A 17,064-nucleotide genomic window follows, 5' to 3' on the forward strand; every position below is an offset into this window, starting at 1 on the left:
TCAAAGTCCAAGGCGTTTGCCGTTAAAATTGGTTTGCCAGCACCCAGTAAAACAGTTCAAGCAGAAATCAAGGTGGAACCATGGCCCAAAAAATAAATCAATGTGAACGCGTGGGTGTAAACCCAAGGTGGCCCTCCTACAAGAGCGTATGTGCTCGCGTCGCTAGAGGGCCGCATGTTGAGGACGCGTTTTATGTCAACGCGATACGCGAATACATCACCAGGGAGGATGCAAGGCCTACTGGTCCGATGATGGTTCCAAATAAAAACAATGCGACAGATACCACCCCGGAAAGAATGGTGCGGGGTAGACTTCATAGGGTACTTGCCACTGCCCCAGACAACCCGCAATGGTTTCAAGAATTGGCACACTGGATGCGTTACTACCAAGTAGGCATTTGGCAGTTGTTTTTTTGGGCGGGGCAGTTTGACGTTTTGGCTAAAGCCGTAGGTAATGACAGACGCCAAAAAAACTACAGCATCCAGACCGCTGCCAACATGTTGGCCGCCATGGCGATTCTGGGCTGGAAGGAAGCTGTCATCCACCAAGGCTATTTGACCCATGCGGCGCTCAACCGTGGTCATCAACTGGTCATCGAGTATGAAGAGGAGCACCGCCGCGCCCAGGCCTTTATGCTTCGCGTGTTTGCCGATTGGGTGGGGGATGTATCGCACCTGTGGCCGGCCTATGCGTATGACGAACCCATCTACGAAGCTCTACTGGCCAACTGGCGCACCGCCAACCCCGACGACTTGTTGCCCTGCCTGCTGGCCGCATGTGACCGCCACACCTGGCAAACTGGCAGAGACAGCCAGAAGAATTCGTACGATTTCGATCAGGATTGCCACACGGAGCGCGTGCCGTTGGAAATCCTCTACATACTGCGTCTACGCCAATGGGAAGGCTTGCCCAATCCTCAGCAGATTGATCATCCGCTGATGGCCGCGCCCTTTGACCAATTGCCGCCCCAGCAGCCAGTGCATGAGTTCGACGAGTTAATGCAAGGTGTGCTCAAACGCGCAAGGGAAGACTGGCCACAGTACGATGAAGTGCTGTCTTTGCCAGCATTGAAGGGTTGAGCAGGTGCAAAAGCGACGCTCGCTTGGGATAACGCAAATTTTGTAGTTGGCGGGACTTCGGGTGTCTGCCCCTGTACCGCAAATTATGTTGGGGGTCAAAACGGGGTCAGGTCCGGTGAATGGCGTGAGTAAGGCCGGTACGCCGCATGGGGACCCGAGGATGCGGTTGGAGGGGGGCTGGTAATAAATAATTGCCGACTCTGATCCTGCTTTACGCGATGCTTTGCAAGGGGCATTGGATGCAGGAAAACCAAGGTTCAAGGTGTAACAGTCAAAGTCGGTGTTCCCGCCCCCAGTAAAACAGGTGTAGCAGAAGTTAAGGTGGAACCATGGACCAGGAAGTAATTCAGTGCGAGCGCTCGGGCGTAAACCCGAAATGGCCCTCCTACAAAAGTGTGCTGGGGCGCATAACCAAGGGGCCACATGTCTCGGATGAATATGAGATAGCCGGTATTCGCGATTACGTTACTCGCGAGGATGCTTTGCCGAAGCCTTCAATGATGGTTCCAAACAGAAACAATGCAACAGATGCTCGTGCGGAATGGATGTCGGTGACAAGGGCTCACAAAGTACTTGCCACTGCAACGGGAAACCCGCGATGGCTTTCCGAATTGGCACACTGGATGCGTTACTACCAAGTAGGCATTTGGCAGTTGTTTTTTTGGGCGGGGCAGTTTGACGTTTTGGCTAAAGCCGTAGGTAATGACAGACGCCAACAAAACTACAGCATCCAAACCGCCACCAATATGATGGCCGCCATGGCGATCCTGGGCTGGAAGGATGCCGTCATCCATCAGGGCTATCTCACCCATGCGGCGCTCAACCGTGGTCATCAACTGGTCATCGAGTATGAAGAGGAGCACCGCCGCGCCCAAGCCTTTATGCTGCGTGTGTTTGCCGATTGGGTGGGCGATGTCTCGCATCAATGGCCGGCTTATGCTTACGACGAACCCGTCTACGAAGCCTTGTTGGCCAAGTGGCGCACTCCCAGCCCCGACGACCTGATGCCCTGTCTGTTGGCCGCGTGTGACCGCCACACTTGGCAAACCGGCAAAGAGAGCCAGAAGAATTCTTACGACTTCAATCAGGACTGGCACTTGGAGCGCGTGCCGGTGGAAATTCTCTATATCCTGCGCCTGCGCCAGTGGGAAGGTTTAGCCAATCCGCAGAAGATCGATCATCCGCTGCTGGCCGCGCCCTTTGATCAATTGCCGCCCGAGCAGCCCGTGCCTGAGTTGGACGAGTTGATGCAAGGTGTGCTCAAACGCGCAAGGGAAGACTGGTCACAGTACGATGAAGTGCTGTCTTTGCCAGCATTGAAGGGTTGAACATTGTGATTTATGACTTCTCGGCCGCAGCTAATAGAAGAGTACCACGCGTTGTGCTGCCAAAATGAAGGCTTATGCTCTACCAAAAAACGGGATCAGATTACGATTGTTTTCGAGTGGCTAGCTAATGGCCGCCAAAGACGCAGGCCTATAATTTTTGATTTGCTCAATAATGGTCTGCCCCCAACTCTCTACACGCTAAAGCCGGTGTGCCTGTGGGAGCAGATTTGCACTCGCTAGTGAATTTTTTCCATCAAGTCGGGGGGTAGATTATGAGCTATGAGCACAAAGCATTTATTTTTGATATTGATGGTTTCAGTCGTGAACTTAAGCCGTTGTTGGAGAGCTGTTTGTGCTTGGGAAATATCGATCAGGTGCGGAATTTCATTGTTTCTAATAGGCAGTCTTTAGTTGACCCGTATGAGGGTTTCGCTTTAGAGGAAGACTGGGAAAATATGATTGAAACCAAGGATGTTCATCAGTATGGGGATTTCGCGCTTACAAAATATTATTCACCCACTGAGGACCGAGGGCTTGGCTTATTGTGGCATATGGTTCAAGAGCTTTTGAATGATAAGCATAAATTAACTTCCTCACCTTTTTTAGGCGTGCCGTTAGGTTCAGGTGAAGTTTTCTTTGATCCTGGAAAAATGGGTTCTTACTTTCAGTCTCAAAATAAGGTGGCTGAAAGCCTAAGGAAGATTTTAGAGGTCGAAGGAAAAGTTCCAGATGATGCGCTTGAGGCTGTTAGAGTTTTTAAAAAAATGCTTGAGCAGGCGATGTATGAAAAAAAGGAGTGTATATAACATTTTAAAAAAGTACAGCTTGGGCGGTCTACGAAAGGGAAAATTGATAAGTATGGTTAAGGGGAATATTCATTTTTCAAGAGCTTCTAAACTTAGTCGCTTAGAAGTTTGGGTCACACATCCAAACTCCGACCCTCGAATCTCTTCTCCTCACAATGTGGGCGTAAGAGAAATAGCTGCTTGGTTGTCTGATGACGTGAATAGCCATTTGTCAGCGGTTGGATGGATTGAGCGCTTGGAGTCTTTAGGCAGTGCAGGGGCAAAAGGATCTTTAGGAACAGGTAACGCACATTATGTGGGTGCCGTTAACGAGTACATATTTCTAGAGTGTGGATTCGTAGATGACTTTAAAGTTTTGATACGAAGGGGCCATGTTATTTCAGTACTAAAGTTTTACATCAGCGCTCTTGAAGGATGTGCGACAAATACATGTCTTGAAGTAGAGTGCGAGGTGGAAGGTGAGCAAGCTTTAAATCGCTACCTTGAGCTGGGTGGGCGGTTAGGTCTCACCGATATGGAAATAGCTGAAAACACCCGAAAAATTAAATCGTTAAAAAAAAACCATAAACCTCAACGGGGGTAGGCGCAAAAGCAATAGGGGAAATACCAGCCACCATATCGCTGGCTTCACCTTTGCTGAATAAGGCAAGAACAGGAAAAAACGGGCAGACGACGATTTTTCTAATGCTTTCCAAATGTTGGAGTAGTTGCCGACGTTTACGATAAACTTGAACAGGCGTTAAAATTTATGATTCTATGATACCGTCTGCAGCAAGTGACTTTCTACGAAGCCTCACCGGTAAACAGGTCACTAAACTGGTTAGGTACAGCTGGTGAGATTCATTTGAAGTTGCCGCTGAATGTGATATTGAGGAAAAACTAGCATTTTCATTGACGGCAGGACCGTTAACCGTTTAGCTAGAAGGCGGTGTAATTATCGGGCTTTCCAGTGACCTGTCTCTTAATAGCGTCATTGTTTGGGATGAAGCTAAAAGGGATGTAAGTAAAGTTAACAACTCCCTGAAGAGAGGTGACGAGCTATTCGCTATTACTGAATCTGAAAAATTTTTACTGATTTTTGGAAGCAAATTGTCGGCTGCCGCGTAATTGGGATGACAATGCTCAAGTGCAGGCGCATGAATGCGAAGGAACTCCAATGCTCTAGCGAAGTAGGCTTGCGTTTTAGTTTTTCAGGAGGCAAAAGTTTTGTTATATCCTACGGACTTCATGATAATTCTGATGGTTTTTCAGTTCTGGAATAGTCACAACTGGTTGTCGTTGAGTTGGAGGAGTTTCCGATAAAAATAACGGTGAATCAGTTGTAGCTCGAGAATACAATTAGCTATCTTGGAGTAGCGACCAGCGCCAAGTGGTATAAAGCGAGTAGGATATCGAAATTTTCTAGAATAACCAATAAGTAGATGCCATAAAAAATTTTGAATTGTTTTTACAGCAAAAGAAAAACGAGCATTTTCTTGATGGTCTTTGTGCCATGGGAACGCAAAGTTTAAAAGCCTTTCTTGAACTTAATCATGACGTACCAAGGGACTATAGACACTTTACGAAAGATTATGGTGTCGGCGAAATAAAAGCTGTAGGTTTCATGCGTTACGAGGGTTTTCTCGATCCCTGCGATATTTTTGACGCGGAGACAGCTGAACTATTTAAAAATATCGTTTTTTTCGGAGACGACATGCAGGGACACACCGTCGGCTTTGATAGGTGTAATGGTTGGGTCGTCGTGGAGGTTGATTCTTCTGATATGAGCCTTCGCAAGGTTTGTGATAATTTTTCTTCGTTTCTATATCGACTTTTAAGCTAATGCTTTGCTTTGGCAGTCCATTTTGGCGCGGACTAGTTTGCTTTTTGTATTAGGAGATGAATATCAAAGCAAAAACGGATCAGGCCACAATCTTTTTTTGAGTTTTATTTTCTAATAACAGTTTGATTCCAATCCTTTAACATGTTGAGGATAAATGATGCTCTTTGACCCCATCAAAACCCGATTTAATGGTTTCAGTGAGGGAATGCTTAAGTGGCAATTAGAGGCGCAGTATGATCCACGGCGGCCAATGGGGAATGTTGCCAGTTCTGATTTGTCCGATGTGATTTCAGCATGGCTTGTAGGGCTCCACGGCGAGATTGCCCCCGTACTTCCCCGCTCTCTGCAATGGATAGACAAGGCCATAGGAATCGACGAGGAGTTTGGGCCGGACATCAATGCTCACAGGGCAACGTTACATTGGGCTAAAGCTTTGGGTGAGTGGATGGACACGAGCCGGGATTCTGAAGGCGAGTGGGACCTGGCACGTGTGTATGAGGAAGCGCGCTGGCGTTATGAGCCTCGGCCATGGTCCGCGCACGAGATCGTCAAAAGTGGTTTGGACGACTATATGGCTTTTGCCTACCAAGGCGGGGAGCATGACGATGGCTTTGAGGCGGGCATCGAGATGTATCAGCGTTGGACGGGTAAGACAGAGGTCTCGCTATCAAAAGCGTTGAAACCCAGGGACTTCGGCTATGCGTTATGTCTTCACCGGACAGCCACTCAGCAGTTTGATGAAGATGATTTACTGAAGGCAGGCAAGAAAATGCTTCAAGCGAACCTACAAGAAACATGGTTAGGAGGCGGGCAATATATTCGTGCCGCTACGTGGTTGAAAATCGTTCACTGGCACTACGATCAAACACTGACCCCCTTGCAAACTGTCTTAAAGGCTTACGACGATATGCCAAAGGTGTCACGCCCGGATTTTTTGCTGTAAAAGTCGGTTCTTCAACATATAGGTTTTTTGGGGGGGGGGGAATTAGGTAATAACTCAATCCGTTTTTAATGCATCGACCTTGACAAGGAGCATAAATGTCGAGTTTTGAATGCTATTTCCTGGACTGCGAAGTCGATACTGCTCCGGATTTGCGTAGTTACGCTGACTTCTTTCTAAATTATCAGCCTTCATTATGGCGTAGGGGCGGTGGCGACGGCGTGTTCACCTACACGAGTGATTCCGGTGACACTGCGGATTTAACGGTGCTTGAAAATGAGTCCTTCGGAATTTCCGTCAGATACAACATCAGGACTGGCGGAGTAAGGAAAGGTCATGAGTACTACTCCGTTGCCAATCGTGAAGCGGTTAATCAGGTTGAGGATGTTGGGGATGATCAGTTCGCGCCATTGGGTTCGTTTTTGAAGCCTGAGACAGCGTGGCAAGCGGTGGAGGATTTCTTTGCTAATCCACTTGAGAAGTCTGAGCGGATTGAGTGGATCAACTCCGATGAGGTGGCTTGGCCGACTAGCTCGTAACGCGTTATCTGCTACCAAAAATATAAATTACTGAATTGAAATACATCTTTTGTAGGAGCTCGCCCCTGTGTCCCTGACACCGCGCTGTCGCTAAGCAAACGGATGCCCCTGTAGGAGCCAACTTGTTGGCGAGACGTCGGACCCGCATCGTCAGAAATTCCGCTTCGCCAACAAGTTAGCTCCTACAAGCTCTGCGTTTCAAATCCATTATTGGAGTGATGTTTGATAGGAGCTCACGAGCACCGCGAGGCAGCGATGGCGGTCCAATTGCTCCGCGACAGCGCGGTATCAGGAACACAGGGCGGTCTCTCATAAAAAAGAGGGTCAGGTATTTAAGATGTCGGAAGGGAACAAAAATGAACACGATCTCAGATCCCGATTTCGGCGAGCTTTGTCTAGGCAGTGACGAAATCTGGACAGGCCAGTGCGAGGTTTTATTCTTTGCCGCGGCATTCAACGTAGAACTGGTTGTTCAGACGTTCGATGATGATCCGATTTCACCGGTCCAGAGGGCTGCTTTCAGGGAGTTTGAGTCAAATAAAGAGCTCATCTGCCAGAGGGTGGAGCAGGCGCTGTTTGCGTTCTACACCGAAAATATCGAGCGCTATCGCGAGTGTTTCAGTCCCGACGAGGTGAACGTCAAAGCTCCAAAAATCGAGACACTCAGTGGTCTGCGGGATTTGCTTGTGCTGAGGTGCGTCAAGGTGATGTTCAATTTTGAAGGCGACGAGCGCGACATCGGTTTTGTATTTGACGCTACGTTCGACCCCGAATTGGGTATCGGTGTTTTGGTGACTAATAGCTTAGTGAGCGCTGTGGACGTCCAGGATTTTTTGCTCGGTTAAAGCTCGTCGACAAATATTTTTTACTCAAGGATATATCCCGTGTTTCTGGACTCTATTTTGCCCGCACGGATTGTTATGTATTTCCCATGGAGGAGAGTATTCATGTTTCCTGAGTCTGGTATTAATACGGGAAAGCCGCACGCGAAAAGTATCGTGAGTCAGGCCGGGCGGATACGGAAGGTCAGGTCACTTGCGGCCAATCATGATCAAGGCAAGAGGTGATGCAGAAACCCCGCCAATTCACCCATGGCGCAACGACGTATGTCTTAGCCAGCCCTTGGCGTCGACTTGTCGCGCAGATTATCGACGTACTCGCCGCGAGCCTGATCGTTGCTGTATGCGCCTTACCGCTCTTGCTTATCTCGCATGCTTTGGGCGTTATCCTGGCGCCGCTGGCCTATGCATATCTTCTTTTTGCCGATGCCATATGGAACGGCCAAAGTGTCGGAAAAAAGGTGATGAAAATCGTCGTAATGGACGAACAGAACCTCGTCCCGTGTAGCTATCTTCAATCTTTCGTGCGCAACCTGATGAAGCTGTTTTTACTGTTCATCGATTGGGTGTTCATATTCTTTGATTCGCAAAAGCGGATCGGCGACATGGCCGCGTCCACCATCGTCGTAAACCAGATACCGGTTGGTAATAATGCGCCAGCCAAGGCAACGCCCCCAACCAGGCGCATAGACCCGAGCAACGAGGTATATCAGACCTTGCATGGTGTGCCAGCCAGTGCTGATTACGCCGTGGATGCCACGGATCTTGACCTGGAGGACATCCCGAAAGAACGCATTGAAAAGGTCAATGCGCTATTGAACAGCGCGGATGAGAGCGTCCGATACGAGGCTGCGAAACTGCTCGTCAATTGGGGTTTTCAACATGCCCTGCCGCATCTCGCGGTTTTTATCGACGAGCTGAAGGGTGGCTTCATTGATCACCACCTTCATGGGTTTGATAACACGCAAAAACATAACCTCGCTGCATTAACCCGGTATTGGGCGATTCAGTCTGACGAGGGGAATGGGGAGCAAGCCAGGAAGGATATCTATCCTCTGATTTCAAAAATCATCGCGCTGTCCAACACTCAGCCTTTTCAAATTGCCGGTATGTTCTGGCTGGTCAAAGAGCATGGGATGACTGAGTATCTGCCTGCATTGAGGGCTCATCTGGCGAGCATCATTGATCATCCGGATGACTATTACTGGAAGATTTGTGATGTGGTTACGCTTCTGCATGCGGTGGACGCGGAATTTTTGAATGAGTTTTTAGGGCAGAAGAATATCGCTCTCGATCAATATCTGATCAGCGAAAAGGGTGACAAATCAGGCCCCGATATCTGATGAAAATACTCAGCGCATTCAGAATCCTGGCCGTGCCTCTTGGCGGGGCGCTGAGTTTTGGGCTCTTCATGCCCTTTATCAGTGGGCTGCATCTTGTCATCGTCGGCATGCTGCTGGGGTTCATCGGCTCAATGCTTGTGGGCATTCCATTCCTGTTGATAGGGGATCGGTGTTTCCCCGGCTTCAAAGCTCGCCATGTGCTTAGTAGCGTGTTGCAGATCTTATTCATCTACGTTCTTTACAGCGGATTCAAACCACGATTATGGATAGCTGCCATAGTGATTGGCGTGGTACTCGGCCTGCTCTATACCGCCTTTGATAGATATCTGGTGAGATACGCGGCGCGCAGTCCGGTGCCGCAGATGAGCAAGGCTTACGTGTTTGGCATTCCATTATGCGGAGGCAGCTCGTTGGCCGTGGTTGCCACGTGGGCGTTTGCCTCTCCCTCTGAAATAGTGCCCTCTTTGATCTTCAGCTTTCTGGTGGGTGCTGGCATTGCCATGCTCGTTGGCTGGCCCGTTCTGTGGCTGACCGATCGCCTTCTTACCCATCGCTTGCGTTATATCGTGGGTGGGACTGTCAGTGGGTTTTTGATCTGGCTGCTCTTCGGTGCACCCGGCTTGCTGCCCCTTCCGACCGGACAGTACATGAATTATCTGGTGGATCAGCTCGGTCCGAGAATGCTGACGTTTGTTTGGTTTGGATGCGCATCCGGTCTGCTATTCACGGGTTATGACGCACTCTATTCAAGGTTCATATTGCGGCGAGGGGCAACAGGCCGTCAGGAGGCTGTGGAGGCAGAGCGTCCCGCTGATTGAGCACTGCGAACCGTCGCACGCTCATGGTTTGGCGGTGTGAAACTTGTTCCCAATTCCCCAGTCAGATCAGCGCCGATTTCGATCATCAGAGCAGCCCGTCCCATGCGCCTGATTTCTCGCTTCACCTCGCTCTGCTTCATCGCCTTGCTCCCACTGCTCGCCAGCCACGTGCATGCAGGCGAGACGCAGCAACTGGTCTCGATTATCAACGACTATCGCGCACAGCCTTCGCGCTGTGAGGGGCGGGCGGTGCGTGGGTTATCGCCGCTGGAGTTGAGGCAGGATCTGGCGCTGCCCATTGGTTTTGCGGGCGACATGCGCAATACCTTGAAGGCCTCCGGTTATCGGGCCGTGGCCGTGCGCAGCATTCGGTTGGTCGGCGCTCAGGATGCCAAAGGCGCGTTTGCCATGCTGCAGAGTCGTTACTGTGGCGCTTTGCTGGACAGCCAATACGCCGACATCGGCATCACTCAGTCAGGTCGGGAGTGGCGACTGGTATTGGCCAAGCCGTTGCTCGATGGTCATCTGGGTGATCAGCAATCGGCGGGCAAAACCCTGTTGGCTCAGGTCAACGCAGCACGTGCCAAGCCGCGCATGTGCGGTCGCCAACCCTACGCTGCTGCGCGGCCTCTGACATGGAATGCCACGTTGGAAAATGCCGCGCTAAGGCACAGCCAGTCGATGGCCAGCGGCGGTTACTTCTCCCATCAAGACCCCAATGGCGATGTCGCCAAAGACCGCGCCCGCGCGGCGGGCTACAACGGGCGTCAGGTGGGTGAAAACATCGCCAGCGGTCAAGGGGCGGCGGATAAAGCCATGCAAGGCTGGCTCGCCAGCCCCGGCCACTGCGCCAACCTGATGAACCCGATGTTCACCGAGGTGGGCGCGGCGTATGCCACTAACCCGAACAGCCAGGCCGGGGTGTACTGGACCATGATGTTTGGGGCGCCTTGATACTTGGGTCTCAGGCCTTCATTGGCGCGAGTTTCTTGCAGTTTTCCTTGCGGGCAGGGTACTGCTGGCACTTGAGCCGCACGCTCTGTACCTGAGTGTCGTTTTTCAATCGTTGGTTCGCCACCAGCTTCTCGGTGATGAACAGTTCTTCCGAACCCAGGTTGCGTTCGGCCTTGTCGATCATCGCCAGCGCTGCCTGTGGGTCATCATGCTTTAGGTGTTCGTTGATCATCAGTTCGTATACCGATGGCCCGGCCAGCGACCAGTCCTTGATGGACTCAAGGTCTTTCAGCGCTTCGCGATTTTTGCCTTGTGCGGTATTGACGTTGAAAGACGCGCGGCGGATCCCGGGCTGATCTTTGACCGGTGAGGCCAACGCCAGTTTAGTGAAGGCTGCTGCTTCATTGGGCTGTTTCTTCTGCAGTGCGTCTTGTGCCGCGTAAGCATCCTTGTATCCCTTTAGCGCGGCGGCCACCGGTGTCGCATCGCGGACCTTCGGCCAGCTGCGGCTATCCACCCGCGCACGTCTTTCCTGCTTGTATTCACGTTGCAGGTACTGGCGCAGCTCATCGTCACGATCCAGTGGCGACATGTGCGAGCGATTGAAGTAATCGCTCGCAGCGGCGATGCTGGTTTCCAGCCCTTGCTTCATGAATATATCCAGCTCTTTAGTGAGCGCATTGATATTCATCTGCTTGATCGACTGTTGGACGGCGGCTTTGCGCTCATCCATAAAGCTTTCAAGCATCGGTTTCTGCTTGCCCTGAAAGTCGCTCAACCGCTGCAGGGTCTGGCTAGCGGCTCTGGGCGCATAGCCTGCGCGGATCATCAAGTCGGTGCCGAGCAAGTCTGCCTGATCTTCCTGAGCCCGGCCCCAGGCAGTGCTCCAGATATTGTCGGAAAAGCTGTTGATCAACGCGGTGTAGAGCACGGTCTTGCCGACGGTCTTCTGAGTGCCAACGGAGTCTTTACTGATGAATTTCATCTTGCCTGAGCTACGATCAACACCCGTATCGGCGACCATCGCACCCAGTACCACTGTGCTTGCCACGTTGATCACCATGCCTTTCTGTTCCTGAAACGCAGCCGTGCGATCGTGGTGGTGCAGCAGCACGTGGCTCATTTCATGGCCCAGCATCGCAGCGATTTCGTCTTCGCTCTTGACGTTTTCCAGCATGCCTAATGGGACGAACAGATTGCCGTAAGGATCAGCGGTCGGGCCAAAGCTATAGCTGTCGACAAGGCGAACCTGCAGCGGCGGCAACTCGCCAGGCCAGCCTTTGGACAAGCGCGTCACAATGCCCTGGAGGTAGGTTTGCAGCAGCGGAATATCGACCAGATTTTGTTGCCGGGTTTCTGAGGCGGGGATGGTCCGTCCGTCGTAGCTCAAACGTTGTTTGCTCTGACGTTGGGCATCAAGCTTGTAGTAAGCACGCACATCGGGATGCTCGACATAGCGGCCCGCGACTCTGGATTGAGTCGATGGCCCGACCAGATTCATGAACGCGGTATCAGCCCCTTTCAGGGTATTGCAACCGGCCAGCAATTGACTCGCCAACACGATACCCAGCAACGAAAATCCCTTCATGCGTGCTCTCCTTACGGCTTGTTGCAGCCGGCACCGTAGCCCATGGTTGAGTTGTTCTGGCTATCTGTCGACTTGCCCGGCTGCAGTTTCTGGCAGGGTAGGTCGACCCCGTTGAGAGGTGGGTTCACGCGCAAGTCCTGGTTATCCAGCCAGACCTTCTGCCCTGCCAGTTCGACCTGTACCAAGTCCAACGCCTCGTTGTATTGCAGAACCGGGATTGGTTTGTTGGGAGCGTCTTTTTTCGGAAGATCACGAAGGTAATTGCGCTGTTCGTCAAACACCTCTAGCGGATCGGAGAGGAACCCTTCCACGTTACTGCCAGCTGAAAGCGCAAACTGGCTGAAGAGGGCGGTCAGTAAAAAAGCGGCAACTCTGGTCATCCTTGATTCCTTGTCTCAAAGCGATAAAAGAGGTATCAGCCCTTGCGGGCCTCGGCCTGTTCACTGAACAGCGCCAATGAAATCAGCAGTACGGCGAGTACGTTTACCGGCGTGATATGCATGTGATGCAGCGCCCAACTGGTCAGCCCGAGTGCGAGCAACACCAACAGCCAGGACGGCCATGCCCGACCGAAAAACCAGCCTCTAAAACCCTGCCAGCGGTTAACCCCACGCTGCGCTTCCCGGCAGCGCTCATGCAAGGCCTTGAGCAACACAATCATCCCCAGCAGGAAGAGTTCGATCAGGTCGAGCTTGTTGATGTCGACGTTGGGGAAGCTGTCGGGGTCTCGGTCGTAATTCATCCCCAGAGTTATCAGGTTATCCAGCGCCATGGCGTGCACGTAAACGCCGGGAATCTTGCCGTGCACGGGCGACTGAACCAGGTCGGCGGTAGACGTGATATTGGCCCCGACCAGCACCAGACGATCCTTGAGTAACCCAGTGATCAACGCTCGATCTTCAGTCGAAGTGACTTCCAGATCGCTGGCCGTGAGCGTGAGGGTATAGGGGCATAAAGTGGGAGCCGCACTGCCCAACTTCCAGAAAACCGCCCGCAGCAGTTGTTTGGCTACGTCGATGAACACACCGCTTGAAGTCGCGCAGTCTGAGATGTCGGCGATTTTGCTCTGCTCGGGCGAGAGCTTGAAGCCCCATTGCACGGCCATCGGCGGCGCCTGTGATGCGGCTTGGGCGTCGGCTGGCAATTCGGCACAAGTACGGCCTTGGCAGTATTCGCGGTACAGCGCGAGCGCCGGGGATTCCATGACGCCCTGCGGGGTTTTGAGAGCCAGGGGATACTTGTCGCCCAGCCCGTTCCACGACACCAGCGCTGGTGTGCTGACCTGTGCGAGGGGCGTCAGGGTGTTGGTCTGCCCGTTCTGGCCACGTACTTCCCCAGTGTTGGCCAGTGATAGCCCGATCCCCTGGCGCTGATACCGCTCGAAAACTCGGGTCAGCAACTGACTGCCCTGAGCGGGATCGCCCAGGGAATGGTCATGGCTATAAAGAAGATCGACGAAAACGGCTTTGGGCTCGAAGCTCAGCAAGCGCTTGAACAGCTTGCTTTGCGCGCTGTAAGGCATCGGCCAATAAGTGTTATTGCGCAGCAAATAAGCATCGTCGATGATCACGACCGCAATCTGCTGTTGCCCGATACTGCTGTAACTGCTGGCGAAAACGCGATTGAGCCAACGCGCTGAAGCGTCGTCGCTGGACCTCGACAATCCGAACGGATCAAGCACCGCCATCAGTACAACAAGAGCCGCGAGTAAGTACTGTCGGCCTGAAAACAACGAAGAATTAGCCGACATCCCTATCTCGACAGCTTCAAATAAAGGAGCGTTTTAGAGGAGTAAGGGTGTCGCTGTCAAGGCTAAGTGCCATCATGACGCCGTTGCGATTAAAAAAGTGCCGATGCTGCTTCCCATTACATGCAGATAGTTGATCTTGTTGGAGCGGCATGCCGGTCTTGCATTTACTTCAGCAAATCCTGAACTAAATATTTGCACCCACCGATTTAACTCCGCCTCGCCTTTGAACACTCTTTGCTCGTCCTGCCCTTGGTTCGTCCGGGCAGAGCACGGCCACGCCTGTATCCCAATAAGAAGGCTGGCAATGTTCCAGTAGATTTTGCACTGCCCACACATCCTGCGATCCCGGCAGGAAAAACAAATGAAGCGGCCCGAGCAGGCGTTTCGATAAAAACCGTGACAGGCATTGAGAGGCGGCAACATGAGCGAATCCCACCCAACCCGGATCGAGAGTTTCGGCGTCGAACAGATTCCTGACAGCGAACGCACGGCGACGCCTTTTGACCTCTTCCGCATGATCTTCGGCGGCAGCAATACGTTCTCTACGGCGGTACTGGGTAGCTTTCCGGTGCTGTTTGGTTTGTCCTTTGAAGCCAGTGTCTATGCCATCGTGCTCGGCGTGTTGCTGGGTGCGATGATCCTTGCGCCCATGGGCTTGTTCGGGCCGCTCAATGGCACCAACAACGCTGTTTCTTCCGGGGCGCATTTCGGCGTACACGGTCGCATCGTCGGCTCATTCCTTTCCTTGCTGACCGCCATCGCTTTCTTCTCGCTGTCAGTGTGGAGCTCAGGCGACGCACTGATCGGTGGTGTCAAGCGCCTGTTCGACCTGCCCGAAAACAACCTCAGCCTCGGCATCGCTTACGGCTTGTTCGCGTTGCTGGTTCTGATCGTCTGCATCTACGGCATTCGCCAACTGTTAGCGGTAAACAAAGTCGCAGTGACCGCTTCCAGTCTGTTGTTCCTGCTGGGTATCTTCGCTTTCGCCGGACCGTTCGACTCCAGTTACGCAGGTAGCGTCAGCCATGGCCAACCGGGCTTTTGGGCAGCTTTCATTGGCGCAGCGCTGGTCGCCATGAGCAACCCGGTGTCGTTCGGTGCCTTCCTCGGCGACTGGGCGCGCTACATCCCCCGTGAAACACCCAAGCTGCGCATCATGGCCGCCGTGATGTTTGCGCAGATCGCCACCTTCATTCCGTTCTTCTTCGGCCTCGTCACCGCCACCATCGTCGCCGTGCAAGCCCCGGACTACATCGCCCAGAACAACTACGTCGGCGGCCTGCTGGCAATTTCGCCGGGCTGGTTCTTCCTGCCGGTTTGCCTGATCGCCATCATCGGCGGGCTGTCCACCGGCGGTACTTCGCTGTACGGCACCGGCCTCGACATGTCGAGCCTCGCACCACGCCTGCTCAGCCGCGCACAAGCCACTGTGCTGATTGGTGTGCTGTCGATCATCTTCATCTTTGTTGGCCGCTTCAGCTTCAACCTGGTGCAGAGCATGTCCACCTTCGCCGTGCTGATCATCACGTGCACCAGCCCGTGGATCATCATCATGATCATCGGCCTTATAAAGCGCCGTGGCTGGTACGACCCGGCGGACCTGCAAGTCTTCACCCGTGGCGAGAGCGGTGGCCGCTACTGGTTTCATCACGGCTGGAACTGGCGTGGCCTCGGCGCATGGATTCCTAGCGCACTGATCGGCCTCGCCTTCGTTAATCTGCCAGGACAGTTCGTTGGTACTTTTGGTGAGCTGGCGGGCGGTATCGATATCAGCCTGCCCATCACCCTCGGCCTCGCCGCCGTGCTCTACCTCGGCCTGCTACAGTTGTTCCCTGAGCCCGCTGCCGTCTACGGGCCGCACCGCACTATTTCGCCAAGCGCCGAGAGCGCAATACCGGGCAACCTGAGCGTAGAACCGTGAAAATCGTCACTCGTGACCAGTGGTTTGAAGTACAGCAACGCGCCGATGGCATCAGCCTGATCCACGAGCCGTGGGTGCGACCGTATTACCGCTGCAACCTCTGGCATATACAGGGCCGTGACCGCGATGTGCTGGTCGACACCGGCTCTGGCGTGGTCAGCCTGCGCGAGCAACTGCCCTGGCTCACCGACCGGCCACTGCTCGCCGTTGCCAGCCACACCCACTTCGACCACATCGCCGGGCACCACGAATTTGCCGAGCGCCTGGTGCACCCAGCCGAAGCCGACATCCTCGCCAACCCCACGCGAGCATCGACCCTGGCCGATGCCTACGTCGGCGACGACATGTTCGAAGCCCACCCCGACTGCCCACTGTGCTACGCCGAATACCAGGTCAAAGCCGCACCCGCTACACGCCTCATCGACGAAGGCGACGTACTTGACCTGGGCGACCGCGTACTCGAAGTCCTCCACACCCCCGGCCACTCGCCCGGCGGCATCAGCCTGTGGGAAGCCAAAACCCAAACCCTGTTCAGCGGCGACATCATCTACGACGGGCCCCTGATCGAAGATGCCTACCATTCGGACTTGAGTGACTACGCGGCTAGCCTGGAGCGGTTGCGCGAACTGCCCGTGCGGACGGTGCATGGTGGGCACTTTGCGAGTTTTTCAGGGGAGGTGTTGCGGGGGATGATTGATGAGTGGTTTGTGGGGCATGGGCTAGGCAAACGCTGAAGCCCAACGGCGAACACCCGGTAGGAGCGAACTTGTTCGCGAAGCGATGGAACTGACAGCGTGCGTCGTCAAATTCGTACGTCTGCTCCGCGGACGTTGCGCGAATATGTCCCTCTAGAGCCGTAGTTTTCGATCCAATCATTTTCCTACTCGTGAAGTCCGAAGCATTGAAATCAAATCATTCACCTTTCAATAGTCAGCAAGTCTCTGCCGTCCTCGACGCTTCTTACAATTCAGTCGAGCTAACGGGGCCAGAGAGGGGCGCGTTTTGTGGGGGCAGCGAGCGTTGTCGGGAAGCCGCGCTATGCACTGATCCTGAGCCCGAGGTTATGGAAGAGCTAATGCGCCAAGCTCAAGAACTGAAGATGGGGTATGAGGAAGTTTCTTCCTTGCTGACGCTTTGGTCTGTAGGTGCAGTTGCAGCGAATCGAATAGCCGTCGCAAAGGATTATCTTAATTAACAGTTACTTAGGTGCTGCAGGAATATGTTTTTTAGAAGGCAGTTACACGCAAACTGTTTTTACTGGTGCCAACAGCATAGGCAAGCTATAACTTAGTGGTGATGTCGTTGTGCTAGTGATGCTTGGGAAGCAAGGTATTTGC

The 17,064-nt window shown here is 53.0% G+C and carries 17 protein-coding genes; 13 read left to right on the plus strand and 4 right to left on the minus strand.

Annotated elements, in window-relative coordinates; translation table 11 throughout:
* The first annotated feature begins 404 nt into the window (after positions 1 to 404).
* The 11 genes from RX972_RS03475 (at position 405) to RX972_RS03525 (ending at position 10,468) form a co-directional block, all read left to right on the plus strand.
* Positions 405 to 1,079, plus strand: coding sequence for a hypothetical protein (locus tag RX972_RS03475; protein ID WP_410478193.1), 675 nt, complete (start codon positions 405 to 407; stop codon positions 1,077 to 1,079).
* Positions 1,080 to 1,732: 653 nt separating this feature from the next.
* A complete protein-coding gene (locus RX972_RS03480; RefSeq protein WP_316872611.1) occupies positions 1,733 to 2,407 on the plus strand; it encodes a hypothetical protein in 675 nt (224 codons plus the stop codon).
* Positions 2,408 to 2,679: 272 nt separating this feature from the next.
* A complete protein-coding gene (locus tag RX972_RS03485) occupies positions 2,680 to 3,213 on the plus strand; it encodes a hypothetical protein (RefSeq protein ID WP_316872564.1) in 534 nt (177 codons plus the stop codon).
* The gene (locus RX972_RS03490) at positions 3,191 to 3,796 is read left to right on the plus strand and encodes a hypothetical protein (RefSeq protein WP_316872565.1); all 606 of its coding nucleotides are present in this window, start codon (positions 3,191 to 3,193) and stop codon (positions 3,794 to 3,796) included. Before RX972_RS03485 ends, RX972_RS03490 begins: the two co-directional genes overlap by 23 nt.
* Positions 3,797 to 4,654: 858 nt before the next feature.
* Positions 4,655 to 5,035, plus strand: coding sequence for an SMI1/KNR4 family protein (locus RX972_RS03495; protein ID WP_255886015.1), 381 nt, complete (start codon positions 4,655 to 4,657; stop codon positions 5,033 to 5,035).
* Between the two features lie 154 nt (positions 5,036 to 5,189).
* Positions 5,190 to 5,978: a hypothetical protein gene (locus RX972_RS03500; protein WP_316872566.1), complete on the plus strand. Its 789-nt coding sequence runs from the start codon at positions 5,190 to 5,192 to the stop codon at positions 5,976 to 5,978.
* A gap of 95 nt (positions 5,979 to 6,073) precedes the next feature.
* Positions 6,074 to 6,514 carry a hypothetical protein gene (locus RX972_RS03505; protein ID WP_316872567.1) on the plus strand — a complete coding sequence of 147 codons (441 nt, stop codon included), beginning with the start codon at positions 6,074 to 6,076 and terminating at the stop codon, positions 6,512 to 6,514.
* 356 nt (positions 6,515 to 6,870) lie between these two features.
* Complete coding sequence (locus RX972_RS03510) at positions 6,871 to 7,359, plus strand: DUF6985 domain-containing protein (protein ID WP_316872568.1); 489 nt, start codon at positions 6,871 to 6,873, stop codon at positions 7,357 to 7,359.
* Positions 7,360 to 7,580: 221 nt separating this feature from the next.
* Positions 7,581 to 8,696, plus strand: coding sequence for an RDD family protein (locus RX972_RS03515; RefSeq protein WP_316872569.1), 1,116 nt, complete (start codon positions 7,581 to 7,583; stop codon positions 8,694 to 8,696).
* Positions 8,696 to 9,514, plus strand: a complete 819-nt coding sequence (locus RX972_RS03520) for a hypothetical protein (RefSeq protein WP_316872570.1) — start codon at positions 8,696 to 8,698, stop codon at positions 9,512 to 9,514. The genes RX972_RS03515 and RX972_RS03520 overlap by 1 nt, the downstream gene beginning before the upstream one ends.
* A 102-nt stretch (positions 9,515 to 9,616) precedes the next feature.
* The gene (locus RX972_RS03525) at positions 9,617 to 10,468 is read left to right on the plus strand and encodes a CAP domain-containing protein (RefSeq protein ID WP_316872571.1); all 852 of its coding nucleotides are present in this window, start codon (positions 9,617 to 9,619) and stop codon (positions 10,466 to 10,468) included.
* A 10-nt stretch (positions 10,469 to 10,478) separates the two neighbouring features.
* On the opposite strand, the gene RX972_RS03530 is transcribed toward RX972_RS03525, so the two are convergent.
* From RX972_RS03530 to RX972_RS03545, 4 genes are all read right to left on the minus strand, one after another.
* Positions 10,479 to 12,056, minus strand: coding sequence for a M48 family metallopeptidase (locus tag RX972_RS03530; RefSeq protein WP_255877377.1), 1,578 nt, complete (start codon positions 12,054 to 12,056; stop codon positions 10,479 to 10,481).
* 11 nt (positions 12,057 to 12,067) lie between these two features.
* Complete coding sequence (locus RX972_RS03535) at positions 12,068 to 12,436, minus strand: hypothetical protein (protein ID WP_316872572.1); 369 nt, start codon at positions 12,434 to 12,436, stop codon at positions 12,068 to 12,070.
* 35 nt (positions 12,437 to 12,471) lie between these two features.
* Positions 12,472 to 13,806 carry a CHASE2 domain-containing protein gene (locus RX972_RS03540; RefSeq protein ID WP_316872573.1) on the minus strand — a complete coding sequence of 445 codons (1,335 nt, stop codon included), beginning with the start codon at positions 13,804 to 13,806 and terminating at the stop codon, positions 12,472 to 12,474.
* A 72-nt stretch (positions 13,807 to 13,878) separates the two neighbouring features.
* On the minus strand, positions 13,879 to 14,229 hold the full coding sequence (locus tag RX972_RS03545; RefSeq protein WP_316872574.1) for a hypothetical protein: 351 nt from the start codon (positions 14,227 to 14,229) through the stop codon (positions 13,879 to 13,881).
* Between RX972_RS03545 and RX972_RS03550 the strand changes: the two genes are divergently transcribed.
* Positions 14,228 to 15,727, plus strand: coding sequence for a purine-cytosine permease family protein (locus tag RX972_RS03550; RefSeq protein WP_316872575.1), 1,500 nt, complete (start codon positions 14,228 to 14,230; stop codon positions 15,725 to 15,727). The genes RX972_RS03545 and RX972_RS03550 overlap by 2 nt on opposite strands.
* Entirely contained in the window at positions 15,724 to 16,461 is a 738-nt protein-coding gene (locus RX972_RS03555) for an MBL fold metallo-hydrolase (RefSeq protein ID WP_316872576.1), read from the plus strand. The genes RX972_RS03550 and RX972_RS03555 overlap by 4 nt, the downstream gene beginning before the upstream one ends.
* The last annotated feature ends 603 nt before the right edge of the window (positions 16,462 to 17,064 follow it).

The sequence above is a fragment of the Pseudomonas syringae group sp. J309-1 genome (assembly GCF_032582135.1).
GTDB classification, from domain to species: Bacteria; Pseudomonadota; Gammaproteobacteria; order Pseudomonadales; family Pseudomonadaceae; genus Aquipseudomonas; species Aquipseudomonas quasicaspiana.

Excerpts from the sequence above, each read along its gene's own strand:
- RX972_RS03485 (WP_316872564.1), top strand. The coding sequence starts at position 2,680 with ATGAGCTATGAGCACAAAGCATTTATTTTTGATATTGATGGTTTCAGT.
- RX972_RS03490 (WP_316872565.1), top strand. The coding sequence starts at position 3,191 with ATGAAAAAAAGGAGTGTATATAACATTTTAAAAAAGTACAGCTTGGGC.
- RX972_RS03500 (WP_316872566.1), top strand. The coding sequence starts at position 5,190 with ATGATGCTCTTTGACCCCATCAAAACCCGATTTAATGGTTTCAGTGAG.
- RX972_RS03505 (WP_316872567.1), top strand. The coding sequence starts at position 6,074 with ATGTCGAGTTTTGAATGCTATTTCCTGGACTGCGAAGTCGATACTGCT.
- RX972_RS03510 (WP_316872568.1), top strand. The coding sequence starts at position 6,871 with ATGAACACGATCTCAGATCCCGATTTCGGCGAGCTTTGTCTAGGCAGT.
- RX972_RS03515 (WP_316872569.1), top strand. The coding sequence starts at position 7,581 with ATGCAGAAACCCCGCCAATTCACCCATGGCGCAACGACGTATGTCTTA.
- RX972_RS03520 (WP_316872570.1), top strand. The coding sequence starts at position 8,696 with ATGAAAATACTCAGCGCATTCAGAATCCTGGCCGTGCCTCTTGGCGGG.
- RX972_RS03525 (WP_316872571.1), top strand. The coding sequence starts at position 9,617 with ATGCGCCTGATTTCTCGCTTCACCTCGCTCTGCTTCATCGCCTTGCTC.
- RX972_RS03530 (WP_255877377.1), bottom strand. The coding sequence starts at position 12,056 with ATGAAGGGATTTTCGTTGCTGGGTATCGTGTTGGCGAGTCAATTGCTG.
- RX972_RS03535 (WP_316872572.1), bottom strand. The coding sequence starts at position 12,436 with ATGACCAGAGTTGCCGCTTTTTTACTGACCGCCCTCTTCAGCCAGTTT.
- RX972_RS03540 (WP_316872573.1), bottom strand. The coding sequence starts at position 13,806 with ATGTCGGCTAATTCTTCGTTGTTTTCAGGCCGACAGTACTTACTCGCG.
- RX972_RS03550 (WP_316872575.1), top strand. The coding sequence starts at position 14,228 with ATGAGCGAATCCCACCCAACCCGGATCGAGAGTTTCGGCGTCGAACAG.
- RX972_RS03545 (WP_316872574.1), bottom strand. The coding sequence starts at position 14,229 with ATGTTGCCGCCTCTCAATGCCTGTCACGGTTTTTATCGAAACGCCTGC.